Raw genomic sequence first — 22,496 nt, forward strand, 5'->3', positions numbered from 1 at the left:
ACATTCAGTTAAAATTGGTGGAGGGGGAACATTATGTCTGTGCAAAAAATGTCGGCCAGGCAACTGGCACGGCTCATTATGAAACAGGAATCGTTGTTTATTTTAGACGTCCGGAATGAAGACGACTATGCGGATTGGAAAATCGAAGGCGTCAATGTGCGCTCGATCAACAAGCCGTACTTCGAGCTATTGGACGGTGTCGAAGAAATCGCCGCACAGTTGCCTAAGGACGAAAACATTTTGGTCGTCTGTGCGAAGGAAGGCTCGTCAAAATTTGTCGCCGAACAACTGGCGGAAGCAGGTTTTGACCGCGTGTCGTATTTAGAAGACGGGATGGCATCGTGGAGCGAACATTTAGAGCCAGTAAAAATCGGTACGCTTCCCAGTGGGGGAGAGGTTTACCAGTTCGTACGGCTCGGTAAGGGATGTCTCTCTTACGCCGTCGTCGCCGATGGAGAGGCGCTCATCGTCGACGCGAACAGGATGATCGGCGTGTATGAGACGTTTGCTGCCGAAAAAAAGGTCATGATTACGCACGTCGTCGACACCCACTTGCACGCCGACCACGTCTCCGGCGGGCGCCATTTAGCCGAGCGGGCCGGAGCGACGTACTGGTTGCCGGCGCCAGATGCGGGGGATGTGACGTATGCGTATAAACCGTTGCAAGATGGTGGAGTACTTGAAATCGGCGCGGGTGTCGGTGCAGAAGCGGTGAAAAAAGTGACAGTAGAAGCGATACACACGCCGGGGCACACGATTGGCAGTACGTCCCTCATCGTCGGCGGTAAATACTTGCTGACAGGGGATACGTTGTTCGTCGCTTCGATCGGGCGCCCAGACTTGGCGGGGCAAGCAACCGCCTGGGCGGACGACTTGCGCGCGACGCTGTACGACCGCTTCAAGGCGTTGCCGCACGAACTCGTCGTGTTACCTGGACACTTCGCCGAAGTGAGTGAGTTAAACGAAGACGGGAGTGTGCAGGAGACGCTCGGACAGCTTTACGCCCACAACAAAGGGCTCACGATCACGGACGACGCACAGTTTCGCCGTGCCGTAACGGAAAACTTGCCGCCGCAACCGCACGCGTACGAACAAATTCGTATGACGAATAAGGGACAAACGCATCCCGATGCCGCGGAACAACGGGAAATGGAAATTGGACCGAACCGTTGTGCCATTCACGGGTAAGTCTAGGGGAGAACGGTCGGTCGTACGCGACCGTTCTGGAAAGGGTGCGAGTGCGGCGCGCTGGACGAAGGCGTGCCGCTACTTACGCTACCGTACCGCCGCATGCGCTATTGTGCTCCCACTTGCACTACCATGCCACTTGCTACGTCCCCGTGTCGGGTTTGGGGGCAGGGGTATACGTGCAGACAAACATGTGGCGGTGCGTCCGCCTGTGACGAGGAAAGGGTGAGCCCAGATGACCATTGACTTCGCCGTGACACTGTTCGCGATCGGCTTTGTCGGCTCATTCGTTTCGGGGATGCTCGGCATCGGCGGTTCGATCGTTAATTACCCGCTCCTGTTATACGTTCCCCCTTTGGTCGGTGTGACGGCGCTAACGGCCCACGACGTGACCGGTATTAACGCGGTACAAGTTTTTTTTGCAACGCTCAGTGGGTTATTCGTTTTCCGCAAAGGCGGTTATTTAAATAAGGCACTCATCGGGTATATGGGTGTGAGTATCGTGGCAGGTAGCTTTATCGGCGGTTACGGCTCCAATGTTGCAAGTGCCGCCGCCATTAATACGACGTACGCGGTGTTGGCGACACTTGCCGCACTGCTTATGATCGTCCCGCAAAAAGAGAGCGACGATGTACCGCTGACCGAAGTGACGTTTCATAAACCGGCTGCGGTCGCCATCGGCTTTGCTGTCGGGTTGGCGGCTGGCGTCGTCGGTGCGGGAGGGGCCTTTATTCTCGTTCCGCTCATGTTGGTCGTTTTAAAAATACCGACGCGAATGACAATCGCGACCTCACTCGCGGTAACGTTTCTCTCGTCGATCGGTACGACGGCGGGAAAACTACTCACCGGTCAAGTGTTGTTTGCGCCTGCTGCGGTTGTCGTCGTCGCCAGTTTGCTCGCCGCGCCACTCGGTGCTACGGTGAGCAAGAAAGTGAATGTCAAGTGGTTGCAGGCACTATTAGTCGTGTTAATCGTGGTAACGTCACTAAAAATTTGGGTCGACGTGTTAGGAGGATAACTTGGCGGCTATTGTCGTACGTTTTTCTTCTGTGTTGTTCTTACTTCTGCGTTGTTCTTATTCGTCGCCTTCGTTGCCGCACCGTTACTAAGACGTTGTTTCTTTTGCACGGTTGTGTTATTTTACCCTTAGGGGTATATTAATAGTCGTATCGCCCGTTCGTCTTGTCGCAAGTGAGGCACGGTTGTATGCTGGAGGGAGGGTTCAGCGTGTCTGCAAGTATATTTTTTCTGCTCGTTGTCGTGGCGCTCGTCGGGTGGATGCTTTGGCAGAAGTTTGTGCCACCGAAAGGGGTCACGAACATTAATGTGCAAGAGCTGGAACAATTGTTAGCCAAGCGTGAGGACTGTTATTTTATCGATGTGCGCGAAACGCACGAGTACAAAGCTGGACATATCCGCGGGATGAAGAATATCCCGCTGTTAGAGTTGCACAATAGACGTAACCGCATCCCACAGCAGAAACAAATTGTCCTCATTTGCCGCAGCGGCAGGCGAAGTCGGATCGCGGCGAGAATGTTGGCGAAGCAGGGCTTTTCGCGCATAGCCAACGTTCGAGGTGGGATGCTCGCGTGGAAGGGAAGGGTATCATGAAATACGAGAACGATGTAAAAAACCGCCTAAAACGGATTGAAGGTCAAGCGCGCGGCGTGCTGCGGATGATGGACGAGGAAAAAGACTGCCGCGAGGTGATCACGCAGCTGTCGGCTGTGCGCGCAGCTGTCGACCGCGCCATTTTGTACATCGTCGGGACGAATATGGAGCAGTGTTTGCGCGAGAACATTGCCAATGGCGAGGAGACAGACGACGTCATTAAGGAAGCAGTGCAAATGCTCGTCAAAAGCCGCTGATGCCGCTGACGTGACGTTGACTGCTGCCGACGATCGGCATACGGAATTTAGACAAGATGAGCTTATCTCCTGACATACGGAATATTGACGAGTTGAGCCCATCTCCTGAGTTAACGGGATTAAGCTAAAGACAAGCCCAATATACGAAGGCTAGCGGATACAGACAAAAATGAGTCCATTGTATAAGGTAAATGCGGGGTAAGGAATTTGTGAACACGCACGTAGATCATTCGATGGAGGTGATAACGTTGTTAAAGGTGACACCGGCAGCAATTGCCCAATTAAAAAAGGAAGCTGAAAATCATCTCGAAAATAATGAGGAAATGTTTATTCGCGTGTCGATGGGCATTGGGTGAGGCGGTCCACGTTTACAACTGACTCTGGAAGAGTCAGCCCAGCCTAACGATCAAGTGATCGACCTCGAAGAGAATTTAAAAGTGTTAGTTGGCAGTAACGATGCGGTGTATTTCGACGACAGTAAATTGGACTACACGAAGTCGCTGTTCGGCTTTGGACAGTACAAGCTCTTGCGCGTGTAGTACGGTATGTGTGCGAGCCTTTATGCGAGCTTTCATAAGATAAGATTGGCCTTCTTCTATCTGTTACACTGTTATGTGTTGCCGGTATAGGGGAGCCTTTCGCACGAAGGAAAAGACCTCCTACTGAGTAAGTACTTTACTCTAGGGAGGCCTTTTTGTTTACAACTGATCGCTATTTACAAGCGTCATTTACAAGTGTCATTGACAAGCGTCGAACATCGTCACGACTTCGAGCACCACATACCGTCTGCCCAATGTTAACCGATCTTACTCGTTTCCTTTGCGCTAGCGGCACTAGTGCCTTGCTGTAACAGGTACATTTTGTGGTACAACCCTTCCGCAGCCAACAGTTGTTGGTGTGTGCCGCGTTCGACGATTTCTCCTTTGTGTAGCACTAAAATTTGATCGGCGTCTTGAATGGTCGATAAGCGGTGGGCGATGGCGATCGTCGTTCGCCCGGCGCGCATTTTTTCTAAGGCGACTTGGATCGCTTCTTCTGTTTCCGTATCGACACTCGCTGTCGCTTCGTCGAGGACGAGAATTTTCGGGTTGAGTGCCATCGTGCGGGCGAAGGAGAGCAATTGGCGCTGGCCGCTGGAAAATGTCGCGCCGCGTTCGCCGATCGATTCCTCGTACTGTTGTGGTAACTTGCGAATGAACGCATCGGCTTGCACGAACTCAGCCGCTTTAACGACGTCTTCGTCGCTAATTGACGGGTTGTTCAAGCGGATATTTTGCTTTACATCGCCGACGAACAAGAACGAATCTTGCAACACGAGCCCGACCTTGCGGCGCAGTTCGTCGTTGTCGTACGCCTCTAGCGGTACGCCGTCGATCGTAATTTTCCCTGATTGCAAGTGGTAAAAGCGCATGAGCAAATTAATGATCGAGCTTTTGCCGCTACCCGTATGCCCGACGAGCGCCACAGTTTCACCAGGGTTGGCAACGAAGGAGATGTTCTTTAACACGTCAACCTTGCCGTCGTAGGAAAAAGTGACGTCGTTAAACGCGATCCGCCCGTCGCGGATGACCGGTGCTTGATTGGTGATCGAACCTTTACCGGTGACCGGACTTCCATTGACAACCGGACTTTCACCTGTAACCGGCGTGCCAACGCTGCTGACTGACGCCCTTTCGCTTCTCGGTTGTGTGGGACGGTTCGCCTCTTCAGCCCCCGCCACACCAACTAGTTCCTTATTCGGCGCTAGGCGGTCGTCGTCGAGCAAACCGAAGACGCGCTCAGCGGAGACGATCGCCTGCTGGTATTGGTTAAGGCGAATCATCATCGCGTTAATCGGTTCAAAAAAGCGATCCAAATAACTAATGAACGCGTACAGCACGCCGATTTCGATCGGACTGTTCAATGAGTTAATGCCGAAGAAACTGAGGACGAGGAGCAGCGCCAGCAAATAAATGATGTCGACTGCCGGTCGCAACAGTAACGCATTGAGGCGAATGTTGCCCATGATGGCGTCATAGTGCTCTCGGTTCGTACGGCCGAATTCGCGGCGCAACCGTTTTTCTTGCCGCATCGCCTGAATGACGCTCATCCCTTGCAACGACTCGTTCAGTTTCGCGTTCAGTTGGCTGAGTTTACTGCGCGCTGTGCGGTACACTTTCGAACTAAAGTGGCGGTAAGTGAACATAAGCGCGATGACGAGTGGCATGAGCGCAAGACAGAGCGCGGCCAACTTCGCATCGAGGGCGAACATCCCGATAAAGACGCCGACTAAAAACACCGAGTTTTGCACGAACGTCGACAGTACGTGCACGAACAAGTCTTTGATCGCTTCCGTGTCGTTCGTAATGCGCGAAACGAGACTGCCCCCCGGTGTCTTATCGAAAAAGCTCAGTCCTAAGTGCTGTACTTTGCTAAAGACATCGATGCGCAGTTGCTGCACGATGTTGAGCGCGACCTTTTGAAACGTGAGCAACTGAAAGTAGTTCATGACGACCGAGAGCAAGTACAGGAGGAAAAAACCGACGCCGAGCAACGTGAGCGGTTGCCAGTGCAAGTTGCGCGGCGTCAAATAGTCGTCGATAAATATTTTCGCCAAAATCGGTCCGAGCACGTCGGCAGCGGTGCCGATTAGCAGCACGGTGAAGGCGAAAAACAACATTTTTTTGTGCGGTTTGGCGTAGCTGAGCAGACGGCGCAAGACGTTGCCCCGCGCTAACCGTTCATTCGCCTGCCCGTCGTTTAAATGTGTATCTGTACCGTTCATCACGAACGAATCCCCCCTTGAGCGACGAGTGCCTCGAGTTGCTGGCTGCGATAAGTGGCGGCATACCAGCCATCTAAAGCCATCAGCGTGTCGTGCGAGCCGCGTTCGACGATGCGGCCCTCTTCACAGACGAGGATGAGGTCCGCGTGCTTGATCGCACTTAAGCGGTGCGCGGAGATGATTGTCGTCTTTTGCGCCCGATTGTGCTTTAAAGCTGCTAAAATCGCCTCTTCCGTGTTGGCGTCGACGGCAGAAAGCGAGTCGTCGAGAATCAAAATTTCCGGATTGATGAGCAAGGCGCGGGCGATCGAGATACGCTGTTTTTGCCCCCCGGACAAGGTGACACCGCGTTCGCCGACGACCGTTTCATAGCCGTCTTTAAACCCGATAATGTCGTTGTGCACGTGCGTCAGCTTCGCTGCGGCGACGATTTCCTCGCGCGTCGCTTCCGGTTTGCCGAAGGCGATGTTTTCCGCGACGTTTGCCGAGAAGAGGAAGTGGTCTTGCGGTACATAGCCGACCGCCGCGCGCAGCGACCCGAGTTTGTAATCGTAAATCGACGTGCCGCCGATCGTAATATCGCCGTCTTTGCAGTCAAACTCGCGCAACAGCAGCTTGAGCAAGGTTGTCTTGCTGCTGCCCGTCTTGCCGACGATACCGAGCGTTTGCCCCTGCGCCAGCGTAAAGTGGATATCCTTAAGGGCCGGTGTCTCCGTATCCGGATAGTGAAACGTATCGACGGCGTAGACGAGGTCGCCGCTCGGTACCTCATCGATGGCGCCTTCTTTGTCCACGATGTCCGGTTTGACGCTTAAGAGCGACTGAATCCGGTCGTACGAGGCGCGGCCGCGCTCGACGATGTTGAATAAAAAGCCGAGAGCGAGCATTGGCCAAATGAGGCGCCCTAAGTAAATCGTGAAGGCGGTCAACTGTCCGAGCGTCATTTCTTCTTGCACGACGTAGACAGCGCCAAAGGCGATCGCTAGGAAAAAGGACATCCCCACGACGAATATGATCGTCGGTTCGAACAGGGCATCAATTTTGGCCACGGCGACGTTTTTTTGCACGACGTCCTCCGATTTTTGGCGGAACGATTCCTTTTCCGCTTCTTCCAGTCCGAATGCCTTCACGACGCGCACGCCGGACACGTTCTCCTGCACTTTGTCGTTTAAGTCAGCGAACGCCGCTTGCGCTTTATGGAACCGCTCGTGCAGCTTGGAGCCGTAATAGCTCGTCGCTACAGCCATAATCGGCATCGGGATGAGGCAGATGAGCGTCAGCTTCCAACTAATCGTCGACGCCATCGTCAAAATGACGAGTCCACCCATCGCAATCGAGTCGACTAACGTTAAAATCCCTTCCCCAGCCGTACCTTCGATCGCTTGAATGTCGTTCGTCGCGTGTGCCATTAAATCGCCGATGCGTCGCTTTTGGTAAAAGCGGGGTGACATTTTTGTAAAGTGGGCGAACAACTGGTCGCGGAGCTGCCGTTGTAATTTTACGGCGGATCCGAAAATAAGCAAGCGCCACACATAGCTCAAGACGTAAATAATGCCGCCGCTAAGCAGCAATAGCCCGACCCATTTGCCCAATTGTTGCATCGTGAACGTTTCTTGCTGGATGCTGTCCACGACGACCCCGACGACGTACGGGGGAAACAAAATGAGCAAATTGACGCAAATGAGGACGAGGATCCCTAAGATATAGCTCTTTTTTTCCTGTTTGAAGAACCACCACAAGTCGCGAAACACTTTCATGACATACTTTTCCTCCAAACTGCCTGTAGTTCTTACTCGGTACAACCTTCAGCACTTTTTTTGCATAAAAAAACCATGGGATGACCACACCCCATGGTTGATGTATGTACAAAAAAAACGACGCCTGCGACGCATTGGTAAACTTGCGGCAGCTATTCGTGTATACACACTTCGCGCTGAGGTTGTGTCATGCAAATTGCAGAATGTGCATTTTGGCAATCTAGTGTATTGACGTGATCGTTATGTTTAAGCATGACAAACAGCCTCCTCGAATTCATAAATGTCGTGTAAAAGTGAAGAAAATACTTACATACTTGTGTATTATAGCAAATTATTTAGCGGAAGTAAAGGGTTTTTTTGTTGTTTAAATGTGCGTCATTTGCCGTAAATACGTCCGGCGGCTTAACATGAAATATACGAGTTGCATCACAAAGTAAATACCGAAAACGACTGTCCCGTAATACCAAACGTCGATCCCCAAAATATTTCCGAGCACTTTTAGCGCGAAGCTAGCGTGTAGTGCTCCGATCAGAAAAGGTAAGAAGAACATAAGGCTAATTTGCGTTGTCGCGATTTTATTCATTTCTCGTGCGCTTACGCCGATCCGTGCCAACGCTTTATATAGGTCGTGGTCTTCTTGCAGTTCCGTAAACAGTTTGAAGTATAGAAAGCTGCCAGCAGCAATAAAGAACAGCAAACTTATGAACAAGCCGATAAACAAGAGCAGTGCCGCCCCTTCTTTTTTCTGCAAATAGTTGCCAACTCTTGAGCTAAGGATGACGTTTTGCGGAAGAGTCTTCTTTAACTGTTGAATTGCCTGCTCGCTATTTTCCCAGTTGCTCAGCTCGTAACCGTAGTAAGTGATCATTTTGTTATTTGCGACGAAGGGCCGCATCGCTTCATAATCGTCGTCGTTCACAACGAGCAATTCCATAGAGGAGAGCGAGGGGACGACCGAAGCGTCGCGTTGATTGAGGACAGGTATATGGCGTCGCTCGCCGACGTTTAGCGAAAACGTTTGTTCGCCGATCGATACATTTAGGTCCACTGCTTTTTTTTGTTCTATCTTCTCAAGCTCGGGATAAGGAGTAACGATGATCGCTTCGTTTTTTTCTAACATCAGAGGATCGACACGTGCCATTTTGTTCGCACGCTCATTGTAATGCGCCGCCGGAATGAGAAACAACGGCTGATCTTCTCCTTCGACAGAGACGAGCCAGCCACTCACTTTATCTTGATCGGCGATGCGAAACCTCTGTTCCGAGAGGAACGGTTCAACCGTTCGCGAGACAGACTCGTTAGGCGGCACTTGTCCACTTTCGACAATGCTAAACGTATGCGGATAGCGAAGCACGGTGGAGTCCTTCATCCCTTGGTAATAAATGTAGAACGCCCCTGACGCCGTCAAGACGACGGCGGCCAATACAGTTACGGCATAAAACGTGCGCGCATTGTCTTTTAAGCGAAAAACGAGTTGCGAAATAACGAGTAAATTCGTCCGCTTATAATAAACGGCAGGTAAGCGCGTCAGCTTCTGCAAAACAGCGATACTGCTCTGTGTGAAAAAATAGTACGTCCCAATGAGGACGAGGATCAAAATCGGAGTCATGACGATTTGGTCCCCGCGATTCCAAGCTAAATAATAGCCGGCAGCGAGACAGACGACGGCCATCATGCCAAGCCAAACGGAATAGGCCGGTAACGTCTTCGGTTTTTTGGCTGCTTGAAACAACTCGACGATCTCGCTTTTACCCACTTGAAACAAGCTGACCGCCGTCAACAGTTCAAACAGGATAAAAAAACTAACGAACGTAACAAATACGGCTTGTGGTGCGATGACGAATGGCAGTGGGGCACTCACTCCTAATAAAAGGCCAATGGCCATAAAAAACAGTTTGGACAGCAACATGCCTGCCAACAAGCCGCTGCCGATGGCTAAGAGTGAAATAACCGTATTTTCGTACAGCACAAGTCGGTGAACTTGTCTTTTCGTCATCCCAAATAAAAAGAGGAGCCCGAATTCCTTTTTGCGAGACTTTAAGAAGGCGCTGTTGGAATACAGAACGAAAAAAAACGAAAAAATAATGATGATGACTTCGCAGAAAATCAATTGCTTGCGAATATGATCGGCAACCCCGCCGTTTGCGATGTCGGGATGAAAAACAAATAGGGCGAAAATAAAATAGATCGTCACGGCGAACGAACTACTCAAGTAGTATGCCGTGTACCGCTGCCAGTTGCCCCGAATATTACTAAGCGCGAACGTGCGAAAATTCACTGTGATCCCCCCCTAACAGAGCCAGACTGTCCAGAATGTGCTCTAAAAACGCTTGTCGTTTTCCTCCCTTGCGAATTTCCGCAAAAAAAGAGCCATCTTTAATAAACACGATACGTTCACAAAAACTTGCCGCAAACGGGTCGTGCGTCACCATTAAAATCGTGGTACGCTGTTTTTTATTCAAGTTTTTTAGCGCCTCCATTAAGTCTTTCGACGACTTCGAGTCGAGGTTACCGGTCGGTTCATCTGCTAGCACGATCGACGGTTCGTGAATAATCGCGCGCGCGGCGGCGGTCCGCTGCTGTTGACCGCCAGAAACTTCGTACGTCCGTTTATTCAATATGGATTCGATGTCCAGTAGCCTAGCCACATATGTTACTCGCCGTTCAATCTCGCGTACCTTCATGTTATCTAAGACGAGCGGCAGGACGATGTTTTCCTTGATCGACAGCGTGTCCAACAGGTTGAAGTCTTGGAAGATGAAACCTAATTGGCGGCGTCTAAACAATGCGAGATCCTTTTCCGGCAATTGCAGCAGGTCGACCCCGTTAATTTCGACTGTGCCCGCTGTCGGTTGGGCGATCGTCGCTAATAGGTTCAGAAGCGTCGTCTTGCCGCTGCCTGACGGGCCCATGACGCCGACGAATTCGCCGGCGTCAACCGAGATGGAAAGGTCGTTTAGCGCCTTGTGGATCCCGCCCCCTTTTTTTGATCCGTACACTTTCTGTAGTGATTCAGCGCGTAAAACTGTCATCTGTCTGTTTCCCCCTTAAGCTTGCGATACGGTTCACACGGTGTGTTCACCAGCTTACTTTTACAATAACGGATGTCGGGAAAGTGTGGTATCGATTTACCTTTCGTTTGGACGATCCAAGCTTACAGTTTTGTCACCTTACGCAGTTGGTCTTACGTGGTCAATACCGTTTTTTTACGATACTTGAAAGTCGCTCACCGCTACTCGCTTGTTCTTGCCGAGCTCCTTACGTCATTATTCGAGTGTTGCAACTGACGAGGCGACGGTGCTCGGGGAGCTCACGATGACATCGTTCCTAGCAGAGAGCACTTAGTATCACAATTTGGGTGTTACATCTGATGCAAGTGGCGGTGTCCGGGAAAGGTAACGGTAACAGTCGTTCCTACACCGACTTCTGATTGAATGTCTAGCTGATGATCCAACCGCTCACACAGTTGTTTCGCCAAGTACAGACCCATCCCTGTCGATTCCGCATAGCGCCGCCCATTTTCCCCGGTAAAAAAAGGGTCGAACAGACGTGGCACATCTTGTGGTGGGATGCCGACCCCTTCGTCTTTTAGGCGCACATGCCAACCAATGGCATCTCTGTACACATCGATCCAGAGAGTCTTGCTGGCTTGCTCGCGTTTGGAATATTTAATCGCATTCGTCAGAAGCTGACGAAAGACGAGGCGAATCCATTTCGCATCCGTCTGTACGACGGCTGTTTCTTGTGGTGCCTGCAGTTTCGGAAATACTGACTGGCGGATACACGCTTTTTTATATTCGTTGACGACTGCCCGCAACGTCTCGACGAGGTCGATCGACTCCGCTTTCACGTCGAAGGAAAAGGAGTCTAGCCGCGCCGTGTTCAGCATCATATCTAACCCGTGAGCCAACTTCTCTTTTTCTTCTGCGATACTGTTGAAAGTAACCGTCATTTCTTCCGTCGATGGGACGTCCTTCGTTTGCTGTAAGAGCAGGTCGATCACAGCGACAGGGGTTTTCATTTGATGTACCCACTGGTTGACGAACGTGAGGTGTCGTTGCTGCTCGTTACGTAATTGAACCAGTTCTTTTGTATAATGGCGGTACTGCTTGGCTAGGATTGCTTGGTAGGCGCGTTGTTCTGCTGTTACGGCGCCTTGTAACACTAAGGTGTCATCGAGCGTCCCCGTTTTTTGCAACAGCTGATTCATCTGTTTATACAGATGGCGCTGCCTACCGTAGTCGACGAGGAAATACACGCATAACACGGCTGCCGATAACAGCAGTAAATAAGATACATTTTCTATGCGCAATGCGGTGCCGTTTTCCAGTAACCCGAGTTGGACGACGAGCAGTGTCAACGCGACGCTAACACTATAGGCGACGATGTAACGGATGCGATCTTTGAAAAACGTCGTAAGGCGCAGCGAATGCATGTGTCGCTGTGCCATCTGCTCTGGACGTTCCATCTGTAGCTTCTGCTTAGGTTGCTCGGTCTGTTCCGGCTTCACCTTAGTTGGATTGTTCTCTGACAGCTTCTCCTGTGATAGCTTCCCCTGTGGCGGTGTCATTCGCTACTCCCCCCGCTGTACACGAGACGGTAACCGGCACCGCGTTTCGTTTCGATGGCGTGATGAGCGCCTAACTGGGCTAATTTTTTTCTAACGCGGGCGACATTTACCGATAGTGTGTTGTCGTCGACAAAATCGATCGCGTCCCACAGTGTCTCTAGCAATGTGTCCCGGGGGACGTAACTGTTGACACGTTGTGCTAAGCAATCCAATAGGAGGAACTCTTTTTTACTTAATTCTAATCGTTTCCCGTCCCACTCCATTGCGTGTTCGCCGCGCAGTAAGTAAAGGCCGCCGACGTCGTATACGTCGCGGGTCGTTGCGGCGTGTCCGGCGTACTCGCCATACGTCCGCCTTAGCACGCTTTTAATTTTTGCTAGCACGACTTCAAAGTGAAACGGCTTCGTGATGTAGTCATCGCCGCCGTTTTCGATCGCCATCACTTGATCCATCTCCCCCGCCCGCGCAGAAATAAACACGATCGGCACGTTAGAAATGGTACGGATTTGTCTGCACCAATAAAAGCCGTCATAACGTGGCAAGTTGATGTCTAGCAGGACGACATGAGGTTCGGCGCTCCTAACTTCTTCTTTTATACAGCTGTAATCAGTAGCAGTCACGACATCATAGCCGTATTTTTGCAAAAATTGCTTGAGAATCGTACGGATTTTTTCATCGTCTTCTACGAGAAAAATGCGGTACACGTCTTTTTGCCTCCTAATTACGTATGGTCAAGGACGCTCTTGTTCTTGCTTTCGTCATCTTACTTCCGTTCTCTTCATTCGTCATCTTGCTTTCGTTCTCTTATTGTACATCTTTAGAGTTCAAAGGGATGATGTTTTTTCTACTCGTACGATGTGTCATAATATAGGTATCACGCTTAAAAGAACATGCAAGGGGGATTACGGAGTGAAAAAAATCGTTAACCGCCCGGAAGATGTCGTCCAAGAAATGTTAGCGGGGTTAGTGGAGGCAAACCGGAAGCAGTTGCGGCTGATCGAAGGTACCGGGGTGATCGTCCGCGCCGATGCCCCCGTAAAAGGAAAAGTCGGCCTCGTCAGTGGCGGAGGTAGCGGTCACGAGCCGGCACACGCTGGTTTCGTTGGCAAAGGGATGCTCGATGCCGCCGTCGCTGGCGCCGTCTTTACTTCGCCGACGCCGGACCAAATCCTTGAAGCGATTAAGGCGGTCGACAGTGGCGAAGGTGTCCTCTGTATCGTCAAAAACTACACTGGCGATGTGCTAAATTTTGAAATGGCCGCAGAATTAGCCGCAGCGGAGGGAATCGAGGTCACACAAGTCGTTGTGAACGACGATGTCGCCGTCGAAGACTCCACCCATACGACAGGGCGGCGCGGCATTGCCGGCACCGTATTCGTGCACAAAATCGCCGGGGCTGCCGCTGAAGCAGGGGCGTCGTTACAAGAAGTGACCGCCGCCGCGGAAACCGTAATTGCCAACGTGCGCAGTATGGGGGTCGCTTTGACACCGTGTACACTGCCCGAAGCAGGGAAACCTGGTTTTCAACTAGGAGACAACGAGATCGAAATCGGGATCGGCATCCACGGCGAACCCGGTGTCGAACGCACACACGTACAGACGGCAGCTGAATTGACACAGACTCTCGCCGCGCGCGTACTCGTCGACTTGCCATTTGCGGCACACGATCGGGTTGCGGTGATGGTTAACGGGATGGGGGCGACACCGCTCATGGAACTGCACATCGTCAACAACGAATTGCAGCAACTGCTCAAAGAGCGGGAAATAGACGTCGTCGACACGTGGGTCGGCGAATACATGACGTCGCTAGAAATGGCTGGTTGCTCGATTACGCTGTTAAAACTGACACCAGACTTAGAGAAATGGTTACTCGCGCCTGCGGATACAGATGCTTTTACGCGTATCGGTTAAGGTAGGCAAAAAGTTGATGTGATTGATTTTAACGTATATAACGTAAGGCAGGAGGAAAAGGGCAATGGATGTGACACAAACAGTCGCTTGGCTCCAGCATTACGCTGACGTCATCGCCGAGAACAAAACGTATTTGACCGAGCTCGACGCGGCGATCGGCGACGGGGACCACGGTGCGAACATGGCGCGGGGCTGGCAAGCAGCGAAAGAAGCACTCGACGGGTTTGAAGGGGACATCGGGCAATGTTTCATGCTCGTCAGTAAGACGCTCATCGCCAAAGTCGGTGGGGCGTCGGGGCCGTTGTACGGGACGGTTTTCTTGCGCATGGGCATTGCCTGTAAAGGGAAGCAGTCGATTGCGCGGGAAGACTGGCCCGGGCTACTCAAAGCGGCGTGTGAAGGGATTCAGCAGCGCGGCAAAGTGACGGGTGGCGAAAAAACAATGTTCGATGTGTGGAAACCGTTGCTCGATGCGGTGGAGGCGCCCGACGCATCCGATGCTGCGGATGACGTATCGCTCGCGCAGTTGATGCGTGAAACGGCGGAAGCTAGAGCGGAAGAGACGAAAAACTTGCGTGCCACAAAAGGGCGCGCGGCATACGTCGGCGAGCGCAGCGTCGGACATCCAGACCCAGGCGCCGTGTCGACGAGCCTACTATTCAAAAGCTTGCACGAGACGCTCCGTTAGTCGGAACAGAAGCCTAAGAATGTAACAACAGTACCTTAAGAGTACCTCAAGAGCACCGCAACAGGATCTTAACGGGCCTTAATCGAACGTCAATTGAACCTCAGTATCTCGGTTAGGCCCTCAGTCGCAAGGTTTCAGAGGAGGATTTCATGACAGCAGCAAACGACACAGCTACCCGGGACATGGCAACGGATCAAGCGACAGGTCAAGCAACAGAAGGGGCTAGTCGTGAACAGCAACAACAGCGGCGCCAAGCGGCACTCGTGCTCGTTTCCCACAGTGAACAACTAGCGACGGGCTTACAGGCGCTCATTAAAGAAATGGCGACAGACGTCACCGTGTTAACGGCCGCGGGTGACGGGGAGGGTGGTTTAGGCACACAAGTAGACGCGATCGAGGAAGCGATTCGCGCGACAGAGGCGGCACACGTCCTGCTCTTTTTTGACTTAGGCAGTGCGCTCATGAATGCCGAAATGGCTACAGAAATGCTAGCTGGAGAAGCGGTCGACGTGACGATTGTCGATGCGCCCCTCGTCGAAGGTGCATTTGCGGCGGCGATGGCCCTGCAAACGGGAAGAGACGCCGAGGAAGCCGTGCGCGCTGCTGAGAAGGCGCGGCGCGAACCGAAAGTGCTATGAACTGTTGGTAAAAATTGTGCCGCCTCACAGTTCACAGTTTCTATCGTAAAATGGGTGGCTGAGGAAGGGGCTGCAAGGTCCGTTTCGGAATGATGAATCGTGGCTGGCAGTCCCATCGTGGCACAAATGGTGGGTACTCGTTGCATGTTACTGGGTACTCGTCGCATGTTATTAGGTACTCGTGCATGTTACTGGGTTCTCGTCACATGTTACGTTGTGGGGCGGAATCGTGGCTACCCGTCGTATACTCCTTAGTGGGAAGCAAATTTATTGTCTTGTGCGGTTTTTGCGGCTATTATATTATTAGGGTAAAGTCGCGAGTGGGGTGACGACATATGCGAGAAGCGCCGTACGCATGGCAATTCGATGCGCGGCTCGACCTAGAGCGGCCCGTGTTGCACGTCCCTGATGACGAGTTAACGGAAGCGGATCGGCAGGCGTTCGCTGCGATGTGCCAACAAGTGTGCGCGAAGATTCCCGAGCGGATCAAAACACTTGAACAGGAGTACATGGAACGATTTACCCGTTTGGAAGACGTGGAACAAGACGCGGAGTTTCACGAGCTGTTAGATGAGATGAACGAAATATCAGGTTGCATTAGTGAACTGAACGTGTTGTATTTGCAGCTCGAGGGTAAATATTTAACCTCGTATGTCCATGCGTAACTGCATAAGTGACTGGCAAGGGCACGCAGGCGTCATTTTATCTTGAATGATGCGTGGGACGGTTGTATAATAATAGTGAGATATGAGTATATTAATAAAGGCTACCAGTGCTGGAACACTGGCAGCCTAGTAATAAACGGGTTCCCTGTAAAGGGGATCGGCCTGATGTGGTAAATTAACATAATCCACCCAATTGAGCCTCCCTTCATTAGGGAGTGCCGATCCACCGTTGAGGTTACCCGCCTATTGGACGTATTATAGCATATTTGACAATTGTGCGGACATTATTTTGCACTTTAACCAAATAAAAAAGGGAATGCACTATGCACTTATATTAGTAAAAAAACCGCTTGGTACATTTAGAGCGGTTTTTTGCTGCTCATTTTAATTAAAAACATATGTTCGCTGACAAGAATGCACACCATCTATATGGTATAACCTAACTATATACGTTGGCCGACCTTCCATTTCTAGCGAATGTTTGCTAAATTAGAGAGAGTAATTAGCCATTGCTAACATAGTTTACATAATAATCCATGACATAGGCTTGCACACCATTAATAAATGTTCATGGCACATAACCGGTTACACATAATCGATGAACACGTCCATGACACATACGCGCTTGGAGAACAAGCAGAAGCGGCGTTCAGAGATAATAAGTTGGAAGACTATCAAACGTTTACCCAACTTTATGGGTTACAATTGTTGAAAGGTAAAGACACCAGAACCAGAAACAAAGGTACATATCGCGACCGTGCAAGGGATGATGCGGCGCATTTTTTACAGTGAGAAAGGGGAAGATACGCCGCCCGTTGACCGCTACGATTGTATCATTGTCGACGAGGCGCACCGAGGCTACACGTTAGAGTTAGACCGCGAATACGTCAGTAAATATCGGCAAGTCCTCGATTACTTCGATGCCGCACGCATCGGCTTAATCGCGACGCCCGCGTGCCATACGACAGAAATATTCGGCAAACCGGTGTATACTTAGCGGTGTGTCATTTTACATCGCCCAAGCGACCCGAAGGGCTCCATGTCAAGCCGCCATCGGCGCTCATTCTAGTCGAGGTTACTTTTACACAAATTAGGGCTTGATCACGTCACGGTCCCAACCCATACATAAAGGTCTCGACTGATGATCAAGGCATTATTAAGGTGGATTTCTTAATTTGTTATGAAGTGAAAAATGAGGTGGATTTATGGTTCAATGTGATGAATGGAAAGCTATATCAATTAACAGCCTTGGGAAAAATATAAGGGTCTGCTTTTCAATCAAATTCACATTGGTATGCATATTGATTATGTGTTAAAAATGGAGCCTTCCTTTCTCGGACAGGCAATATCGTCAGCTTTTGGGCGTTTTAGATAAGCTATAACAGTATATCTATTATTCTACTAAGCTACCTCAATCAAGACAAAAAATTTTGACCTGACAAGCAGGAATTAGCCGACTTTCGTCGAATACACTGACATAGCAGACAATCTAGGCATCGTAGATCATAAACTATGCGACGATAGGAGGTAGATGAAATGGAAATCGATTCGATAACCCTCGGATCACTCATGCGGAAACGCCGCAAGGAAATGGGGCTGACGTTAAGCGACTTAGCCGATGAAAGCGTCTCCGTTCCGACAATTAGCAACATCGAACGCGGCATTACCCACAACCTGAGCAGCGATAAAGTTGCCTACATACGGGAAAAACTCGGTTTAACGGATGACGTGCTAATGCAAATGCAGCAAAAAACGGAAGTTGAAGAACAGCAGTTTAAGCGGAAATTGTCCATTATTAGGAACTTGCTCGAGGTAAAGCAGTTCGATGAAGCGCGCAGGAGAATAAGTGATTTAGAGAAAGAAGAGCGGTTAGCAGAGTTCCCGCAGTTGGCCGTAGATGTGCAATTGCAGAAAGGATCTGTCTTGTGGCGGCAAGGCCACTATGACCGCGCAAAAAATGCGTTGCAACAAGTGTTTCGCTTGCACAAGGAAACTGGTGTTGATACGAACGCAAACCTTGAAGCCGAAGCGTATTTTAACTTGTCATTGACGGTATTTTATGGCGACCAAGATTATGAGAAAGCGATTGAGTATGCCGACTTAGGTTTGGAAGCCATTCGTAAGGAGGACAGTCAGCTTAAGGGGCGTCTATTGTACCAGAAGGCGAACTGTTACTACCATTTTGAACGAGATACCGAGGCATACAGGTATGCGATGGAGTCACGTGCACTATGTGAGCAGACACACGACATCAAGATTTTCCTGCTAACGTACAACATGGAAGGTCTGGTTCTTTCTAACCAACGGCTTTACAAACAGGCGATCAAAGTGTTTGAACAGGCACTGGATCGGGCTACGTTGTATTATAATGAGCCGCGTTTAGTAAGTGTCCTCTATCTCAATATGGGTGATTCGTATTATCGGAAAAAAGAGTACGATAAGGCTTTGGAGTATTACGATATTGCCTTTGACTTAATTCGGCACAGTCCAGAACATACGCTAGTAGTTGTGTATTATTCGTATGGGGAAGTGTATTACGAGTTAGAGGAATACGATAAGGCGATCGAATATGTGAATAAGGCTAGTGCACTCGCGGAGAAACTTCGGATTAGTTCGGAGTACTTACCGCTTCTGATCCTTAAAGCGAAAATTGCTATGGGTAAGAATGAGTCCGAAGTAGAAAGGGTCTGTCAAGAAGGCATTAAACTGGCCAAGAAAAGTAAGTTGTACAACAAAATGAAGGAGTTTCACTTCGTTTTAGCGAATTATTTTGAGCGAGCGGGTAATCGCGAAGCATTTAGGCAGGAGGCCGAAAATATGTATCATATTGAGGCTTTACTGCAAAGGAGGGAATGAATTGAAAAAAATTGTCGCATCACTTACTATCATTGCACTATTACTGATGCCGTTTACTGCTTTTGCCAGTCCCACGGGACCTGGCCCTGATTTAGGTGCATTAAAAGTTAAACAAAAACAGATTGTGAAGTAAAAGGGTGTTCATGCGTTAAGTTCATCGCCTAAGGGTTTCGGGGATAGTGAGTACACTGTCCCCTTTTATAATTTGTCTCTTTCATATGGACTGCTTTTTGCGGTTTCTTGGCGGAAACCCTCATTTCGAAACTATTTGTATGTTTTATCTAAATCCCCTTAATACCCTTGTAACTATTCGTTTTCCTCGCACTGCACCTTTATGAATTCCCACATTTTAATGAGCTTCTTCACCTTGTGTTCCGGATCGGCTGCTAAGTCATGAAGCATATCGTGAAACAAAGAGTGTTTTTTCATCTCGATAAAAACGGTGTACTCAACGTTACTTACTTTTCAAGTGTACTTAAATCACTGGATTCACCAACTGATTAATCGTGTTCGTGATCCTGCATGGCATGCCATACTCTAATCATTTTTTTAACATTGCGTTCGGGATCTTTCATAAGATCATGGATCATTGAGGCGAACTGCGGGTTTCTCTTCATTTCATTGAAGATGATAAATTCAGCTTCTGTAAGTTCAATCGTTTGCCCAGCAAATATGAGCATTGGTTGCGTTTGATTATCCGTACGTCCCACATGGTAGTCAATGCTGACATCAAAGAAATTTGCAAAGGCGATGATAAGATCCATTTCAGGTTTTCTAAATCCATTTTCATAACCTGAAATAGTGGATTCGGCAAGGTTAAATTTCATCCCTAATTCCTTCATAGTCAAATTGTTTTGCTTTCGAAGTTCTCGTAGACGATTGCTGAGCATGCTCATACTCCTCTCGGTTTCATTATACTTTGCACATTGCAAACGTGCAGTTTTTTTAACTTAACTTTGCAAAATGCATTGACAAGGCGATTGAAACAGATTATTATTAACCAAAACAATTCGAAACGAGAAGTTTAGGGGGTGATTAATTGGATAGTTTATTGAAACGGACGCGATTCGCACATGGGTTGAGCATTGAAGAAGCTGCAAAAAAGCTTGGTATCCCTAGCGGTTATTTATCACAAATTGAAAATGGACATCGCTTAATTAGTGCTGAGCGTGCTACACAGATCGCCAAGATATACGACCAAAAACGAATCGACTTATTCAAACCTATTCGCTACGCAACGCGAGAAGCCGGAACGTTATCTCTTGATTAAGGTAAATATGGCCATCTTTCAGGTCGTACAGAAAAACGATTTAGTAAGGAACTGTAATGGTAGTATAACCAGTTTTTGGTCATTGGATTCTATGTAACTTAGCGAAGATAAGGAGGTTTCGCCATGCGCCAATGGCTCATCGACACCCGCCAGTCCAAAGGTCTAACCCAACAACACGTCGCTTGCCTTGCCGGAATCTCCCGCAGTTACTACTCACAAATTGAAAGCGGCGCCAAAACACCGGGTAAGGAAACGGCAAAAAAGGTGGCACACGCGTTACAGTGCCACGTCGCGCTTTTTTACTTAACAAAAGTCGACGATTGGTGTGTCGCTGAACTGAACAAACTGGTGCGTTCGTCACAGCAGTCTGTCGTGAGAAACGAATGACTCATTGGCAATGGTTGGTCATGGATCAAGGGAAAGGGGGGATGAGATGGGTAGAGCGATAAGTAGCAAATCGGAAATCACAAATTAAAGCAGTGATCTGTGGGCATGATCTGTCATAGCGATGTGTCACGATAATGAGTCACTGCAATCGGTAAGGTCAGAAAGGCAAAGCGTTTGTTGCATATTGCAGGTCAACCTATCAACGGGTTAACGGTTTATAAAGTTTGGTAACGGGGTTGAAAACAGCGTGCAAGCAAAGGCTGCAACGTCCAAGGATCGGTAACAAAACCACGATCTATAAAGGGGTCTATAAACAGAGACATGGGGACGTTCAGGTGGCGCGCTCAATTTAAGAAAACATCATCACTTATTGGGAGGAATCTTTCGTGTTTCCATCGGAAAAAATCACGTCTGCCAACGTAGAGACACTGTTGTTTTACGTGGCGGTGTTAGGGGTGTTGTTGCTCGTCGGGGTGTTTTTGCGCGTGAAGGTGAAGCTGTTTCAGAAGTTTTTCATTTCCGCTGCCCTCATCGCAGGGGCGTTAGGGCTCGCGCTCGGGTCGTACGGATTAGGGGTGTTGCCGGCCGAGATGACGGAAAGTTGGGGCGCACTACCGGGGGCGCTCATCACCGTCGTGTTTGCGCCGATGTTGATGGGGATGACGGTGCCTAATCCGAAGAAAGTCGGCAATATCATTATGCCACAGCTTTATTTCGGGTATATCGGTGAGTGTCTGCAAGTGTCGCTCCCGTTTATCCTTACGGCGCTACTACTCACGCCGTTGTGGGACGTGAATGGGATGTTTGGGTCCATTGTGGAAATCGGGTTTTCCGGCGGGCACGGGACGGCCGGTGGGATGGTCGACGTGTTCGACACGCTCGGTTGGTCGGACGGGGGACCGCTCGGGATGACGTCGGCGACGGTTGGCCTACTCGTCGGTATTGTCGTCGGGATGATCCTCATTAACTACGGGGTGCGTAAAGGGTACACGTCGGTCGTAAAGAATGTGCAGGAGCTGAAGGTGACACAAACGGGGGATCTCCTGCCGCGGGACAAGCAGGCTGTCGGGGCGAAGGTGACGCTCAATAAAGATGCCATTGAGTCATTTGCGTTTCATGCGGCACTCATCTCGCTAGCGATCTTGATCGGTTGGGGGATGCAAGTTGTGATCGGCCAGTGGATTGCGGGGATGCCGTTGTTCCCGCTGGCGATGGTCGGTGGCTTAGTCGTGCAGCTGTTGATCGGAAAGACGCGCTGGGCAGAGGCCGTCGATCGAGCGACGTTTCAGCGCATTCAAGGGTTGGCGCTTGAATTTCTCATCGTCGGGGCGATCGCTTCGATTAAAGTACCCGTCGTCGTCGCCTATGCGGTGCCGCTACTCGTCTTGATGGTCGTGACGGCCGCGCTAATGGTTTGGTACGTGTTTTGGGCAGGGCCGCGCTTGTTTTCCCGCCACTGGTTTGAAAGCGCCATCGTCAATTACGGGTCATTGACGGGCGTGGCGGCGGTCGGGTTGATGCTGCTGCGCACGGTGGATCCGGAGATGGAAACGGAGGCAGGACCGGGGTATGCGCTTCGTTCGCCCTTCATTAGCCCGTTTATTGGAGGCGGATTGGTCACGTCGATGCTACCGTCACTGGCGTTCACGTACGGGGCGTTGCCGGTTGGCCTCGTGTTTTTGGCGGTGGGGATCGGGTTATGTGTGTTGGCGCGGCTGACAGGGTATTGGGTGAGTCCGGTCGTACGGAAGGTGAGTCGTACAGTCGCTAACTGAACGAAGGTACTGGGTGAGTTTTGGCTGTCGGCAACGGTAGCCCGATTATAACGGACGTCATGCAGTCGAAAGTTGTTGTGGCGCATCAGTTGCTATGTCATCGACAGGTGTTGCGGTGCATACATGTGACGCATACATGCAACACACAGTTGGTGGACT

General features: G+C 50.1%; 22 protein-coding genes and 1 pseudogene. 15 read left to right on the forward strand and 8 right to left on the reverse strand.

What is annotated here, in order from left to right:
* Positions 1 to 33 precede the first annotated feature (33 nt).
* The 5 genes from BN1247_RS04195 to BN1247_RS18355 all read left to right on the forward strand — a co-directional run bounded on the left by BN1247_RS04195 (position 34) and on the right by BN1247_RS18355 (position 3,595).
* The gene (locus BN1247_RS04195; RefSeq protein WP_054949273.1) at positions 34 to 1,188 is read left to right on the forward strand and encodes an MBL fold metallo-hydrolase; all 1,155 of its coding nucleotides are present in this window, start codon (positions 34 to 36) and stop codon (positions 1,186 to 1,188) included.
* A 235-nt stretch (positions 1,189 to 1,423) separates the two neighbouring features.
* Positions 1,424 to 2,206 carry a sulfite exporter TauE/SafE family protein gene (locus BN1247_RS04200; protein WP_054949274.1) on the forward strand — a complete coding sequence of 261 codons (783 nt, stop codon included), beginning with the start codon at positions 1,424 to 1,426 and terminating at the stop codon, positions 2,204 to 2,206.
* Positions 2,207 to 2,415: 209 nt separating this feature from the next.
* Positions 2,416 to 2,799 carry a rhodanese-like domain-containing protein gene (locus tag BN1247_RS04205; protein WP_054949275.1) on the forward strand — a complete coding sequence of 128 codons (384 nt, stop codon included), beginning with the start codon at positions 2,416 to 2,418 and terminating at the stop codon, positions 2,797 to 2,799.
* Complete coding sequence (locus BN1247_RS04210) at positions 2,796 to 3,056, forward strand: metal-sensitive transcriptional regulator (protein ID WP_054951483.1); 261 nt, start codon at positions 2,796 to 2,798, stop codon at positions 3,054 to 3,056. Before BN1247_RS04205 ends, BN1247_RS04210 begins: the two co-directional genes overlap by 4 nt.
* Positions 3,057 to 3,466: 410 nt before the next feature.
* Positions 3,467 to 3,595, forward strand: a complete 129-nt coding sequence (locus BN1247_RS18355; RefSeq protein ID WP_261796023.1) for a hypothetical protein — start codon at positions 3,467 to 3,469, stop codon at positions 3,593 to 3,595.
* 257 nt (positions 3,596 to 3,852) lie between these two features.
* Here BN1247_RS18355 and BN1247_RS17380 read toward each other — a convergent pair whose 3' ends face one another.
* From BN1247_RS17380 to BN1247_RS04240, 6 genes are all read right to left on the reverse strand, one after another.
* Positions 3,853 to 5,820 carry an ABC transporter ATP-binding protein gene (locus BN1247_RS17380; protein ID WP_054951484.1) on the reverse strand — a complete coding sequence of 656 codons (1,968 nt, stop codon included), beginning with the start codon at positions 5,818 to 5,820 and terminating at the stop codon, positions 3,853 to 3,855.
* The gene (locus tag BN1247_RS04220) at positions 5,820 to 7,577 is read right to left on the reverse strand and encodes an ABC transporter transmembrane domain-containing protein (protein ID WP_054949276.1); all 1,758 of its coding nucleotides are present in this window, start codon (positions 7,575 to 7,577) and stop codon (positions 5,820 to 5,822) included. The genes BN1247_RS17380 and BN1247_RS04220 overlap by 1 nt, the downstream gene beginning before the upstream one ends.
* 364 nt (positions 7,578 to 7,941) lie before the next feature.
* Positions 7,942 to 9,855 (reverse strand): FtsX-like permease family protein, encoded by a 1,914-nt coding sequence (locus tag BN1247_RS04225; protein ID WP_054949277.1) that lies wholly within the window; start codon positions 9,853 to 9,855, stop codon positions 7,942 to 7,944.
* Positions 9,830 to 10,609, reverse strand: coding sequence for an ABC transporter ATP-binding protein (locus BN1247_RS04230; RefSeq protein WP_054949278.1), 780 nt, complete (start codon positions 10,607 to 10,609; stop codon positions 9,830 to 9,832). The genes BN1247_RS04225 and BN1247_RS04230 overlap by 26 nt, the downstream gene beginning before the upstream one ends.
* 329 nt (positions 10,610 to 10,938) lie before the next feature.
* Positions 10,939 to 12,147, reverse strand: coding sequence for a sensor histidine kinase (locus BN1247_RS04235; protein WP_054949279.1), 1,209 nt, complete (start codon positions 12,145 to 12,147; stop codon positions 10,939 to 10,941).
* Positions 12,144 to 12,851, reverse strand: a complete 708-nt coding sequence (locus BN1247_RS04240) for a response regulator transcription factor (RefSeq protein ID WP_054949280.1) — start codon at positions 12,849 to 12,851, stop codon at positions 12,144 to 12,146. Before BN1247_RS04240 ends, BN1247_RS04235 begins: the two co-directional genes overlap by 4 nt.
* 205 nt (positions 12,852 to 13,056) lie before the next feature.
* On the opposite strand from BN1247_RS04240, the gene dhaK reads away from it, so the two are divergent.
* The 7 genes and pseudogenes from dhaK to BN1247_RS18360 all read left to right on the forward strand — a co-directional run bounded on the left by dhaK (position 13,057) and on the right by BN1247_RS18360 (position 19,038).
* Positions 13,057 to 14,058 carry a dihydroxyacetone kinase subunit DhaK gene (dhaK, locus tag BN1247_RS04245; protein WP_054949281.1) on the forward strand — a complete coding sequence of 334 codons (1,002 nt, stop codon included), beginning with the start codon at positions 13,057 to 13,059 and terminating at the stop codon, positions 14,056 to 14,058.
* Positions 14,059 to 14,122: 64 nt separating this feature from the next.
* A complete protein-coding gene (gene dhaL, locus BN1247_RS04250) occupies positions 14,123 to 14,746 on the forward strand; it encodes a dihydroxyacetone kinase subunit DhaL (RefSeq protein WP_054949282.1) in 624 nt (207 codons plus the stop codon).
* A 149-nt stretch (positions 14,747 to 14,895) separates the two neighbouring features.
* Positions 14,896 to 15,384: a dihydroxyacetone kinase phosphoryl donor subunit DhaM gene (gene dhaM, locus BN1247_RS04255; protein ID WP_054949283.1), complete on the forward strand. Its 489-nt coding sequence runs from the start codon at positions 14,896 to 14,898 to the stop codon at positions 15,382 to 15,384.
* Positions 15,385 to 15,719: 335 nt separating this feature from the next.
* Positions 15,720 to 16,049: a hypothetical protein gene (locus BN1247_RS04260; protein WP_054949284.1), complete on the forward strand. Its 330-nt coding sequence runs from the start codon at positions 15,720 to 15,722 to the stop codon at positions 16,047 to 16,049.
* Positions 16,050 to 16,661: 612 nt separating this feature from the next.
* Positions 16,662 to 17,043: pseudogene (locus BN1247_RS18485) on the forward strand (DEAD/DEAH box helicase family protein); the annotation flags it as partial.
* Between the two features lie 542 nt (positions 17,044 to 17,585).
* Positions 17,586 to 18,905, forward strand: a complete 1,320-nt coding sequence (locus BN1247_RS04270) for a helix-turn-helix domain-containing protein (RefSeq protein ID WP_054949286.1) — start codon at positions 17,586 to 17,588, stop codon at positions 18,903 to 18,905.
* 1 nt (position 18,906) lies between these two features.
* On the forward strand, positions 18,907 to 19,038 hold the full coding sequence (locus BN1247_RS18360; RefSeq protein WP_261796024.1) for a hypothetical protein: 132 nt from the start codon (positions 18,907 to 18,909) through the stop codon (positions 19,036 to 19,038).
* A gap of 173 nt (positions 19,039 to 19,211) precedes the next feature.
* Here BN1247_RS18360 and BN1247_RS18365 read toward each other — a convergent pair whose 3' ends face one another.
* Complete coding sequence (locus tag BN1247_RS18365; RefSeq protein WP_261796025.1) at positions 19,212 to 19,334, reverse strand: hypothetical protein; 123 nt, start codon at positions 19,332 to 19,334, stop codon at positions 19,212 to 19,214.
* A 71-nt stretch (positions 19,335 to 19,405) separates the two neighbouring features.
* Positions 19,406 to 19,795 carry a helix-turn-helix domain-containing protein gene (locus BN1247_RS04275; protein WP_054949287.1) on the reverse strand — a complete coding sequence of 130 codons (390 nt, stop codon included), beginning with the start codon at positions 19,793 to 19,795 and terminating at the stop codon, positions 19,406 to 19,408.
* 149 nt (positions 19,796 to 19,944) lie between these two features.
* Between BN1247_RS04275 and BN1247_RS04280 the strand changes: the two genes are divergently transcribed.
* The 3 genes from BN1247_RS04280 to BN1247_RS04290 all read left to right on the forward strand — a co-directional run bounded on the left by BN1247_RS04280 (position 19,945) and on the right by BN1247_RS04290 (position 22,337).
* Positions 19,945 to 20,175, forward strand: coding sequence for a helix-turn-helix transcriptional regulator (locus BN1247_RS04280; protein WP_054949288.1), 231 nt, complete (start codon positions 19,945 to 19,947; stop codon positions 20,173 to 20,175).
* Positions 20,176 to 20,298: 123 nt separating this feature from the next.
* A complete protein-coding gene (locus BN1247_RS17010) occupies positions 20,299 to 20,562 on the forward strand; it encodes a helix-turn-helix domain-containing protein (RefSeq protein ID WP_074011046.1) in 264 nt (87 codons plus the stop codon).
* A gap of 386 nt (positions 20,563 to 20,948) precedes the next feature.
* Positions 20,949 to 22,337: a sodium/glutamate symporter gene (locus BN1247_RS04290; RefSeq protein ID WP_054949289.1), complete on the forward strand. Its 1,389-nt coding sequence runs from the start codon at positions 20,949 to 20,951 to the stop codon at positions 22,335 to 22,337.
* Positions 22,338 to 22,496 lie beyond the last annotated feature (159 nt).

It is taken from the genome of Numidum massiliense (assembly GCF_001375555.1).
GTDB lineage: Bacteria > Bacillota > Bacilli > Thermoactinomycetales > Novibacillaceae > Numidum > Numidum massiliense.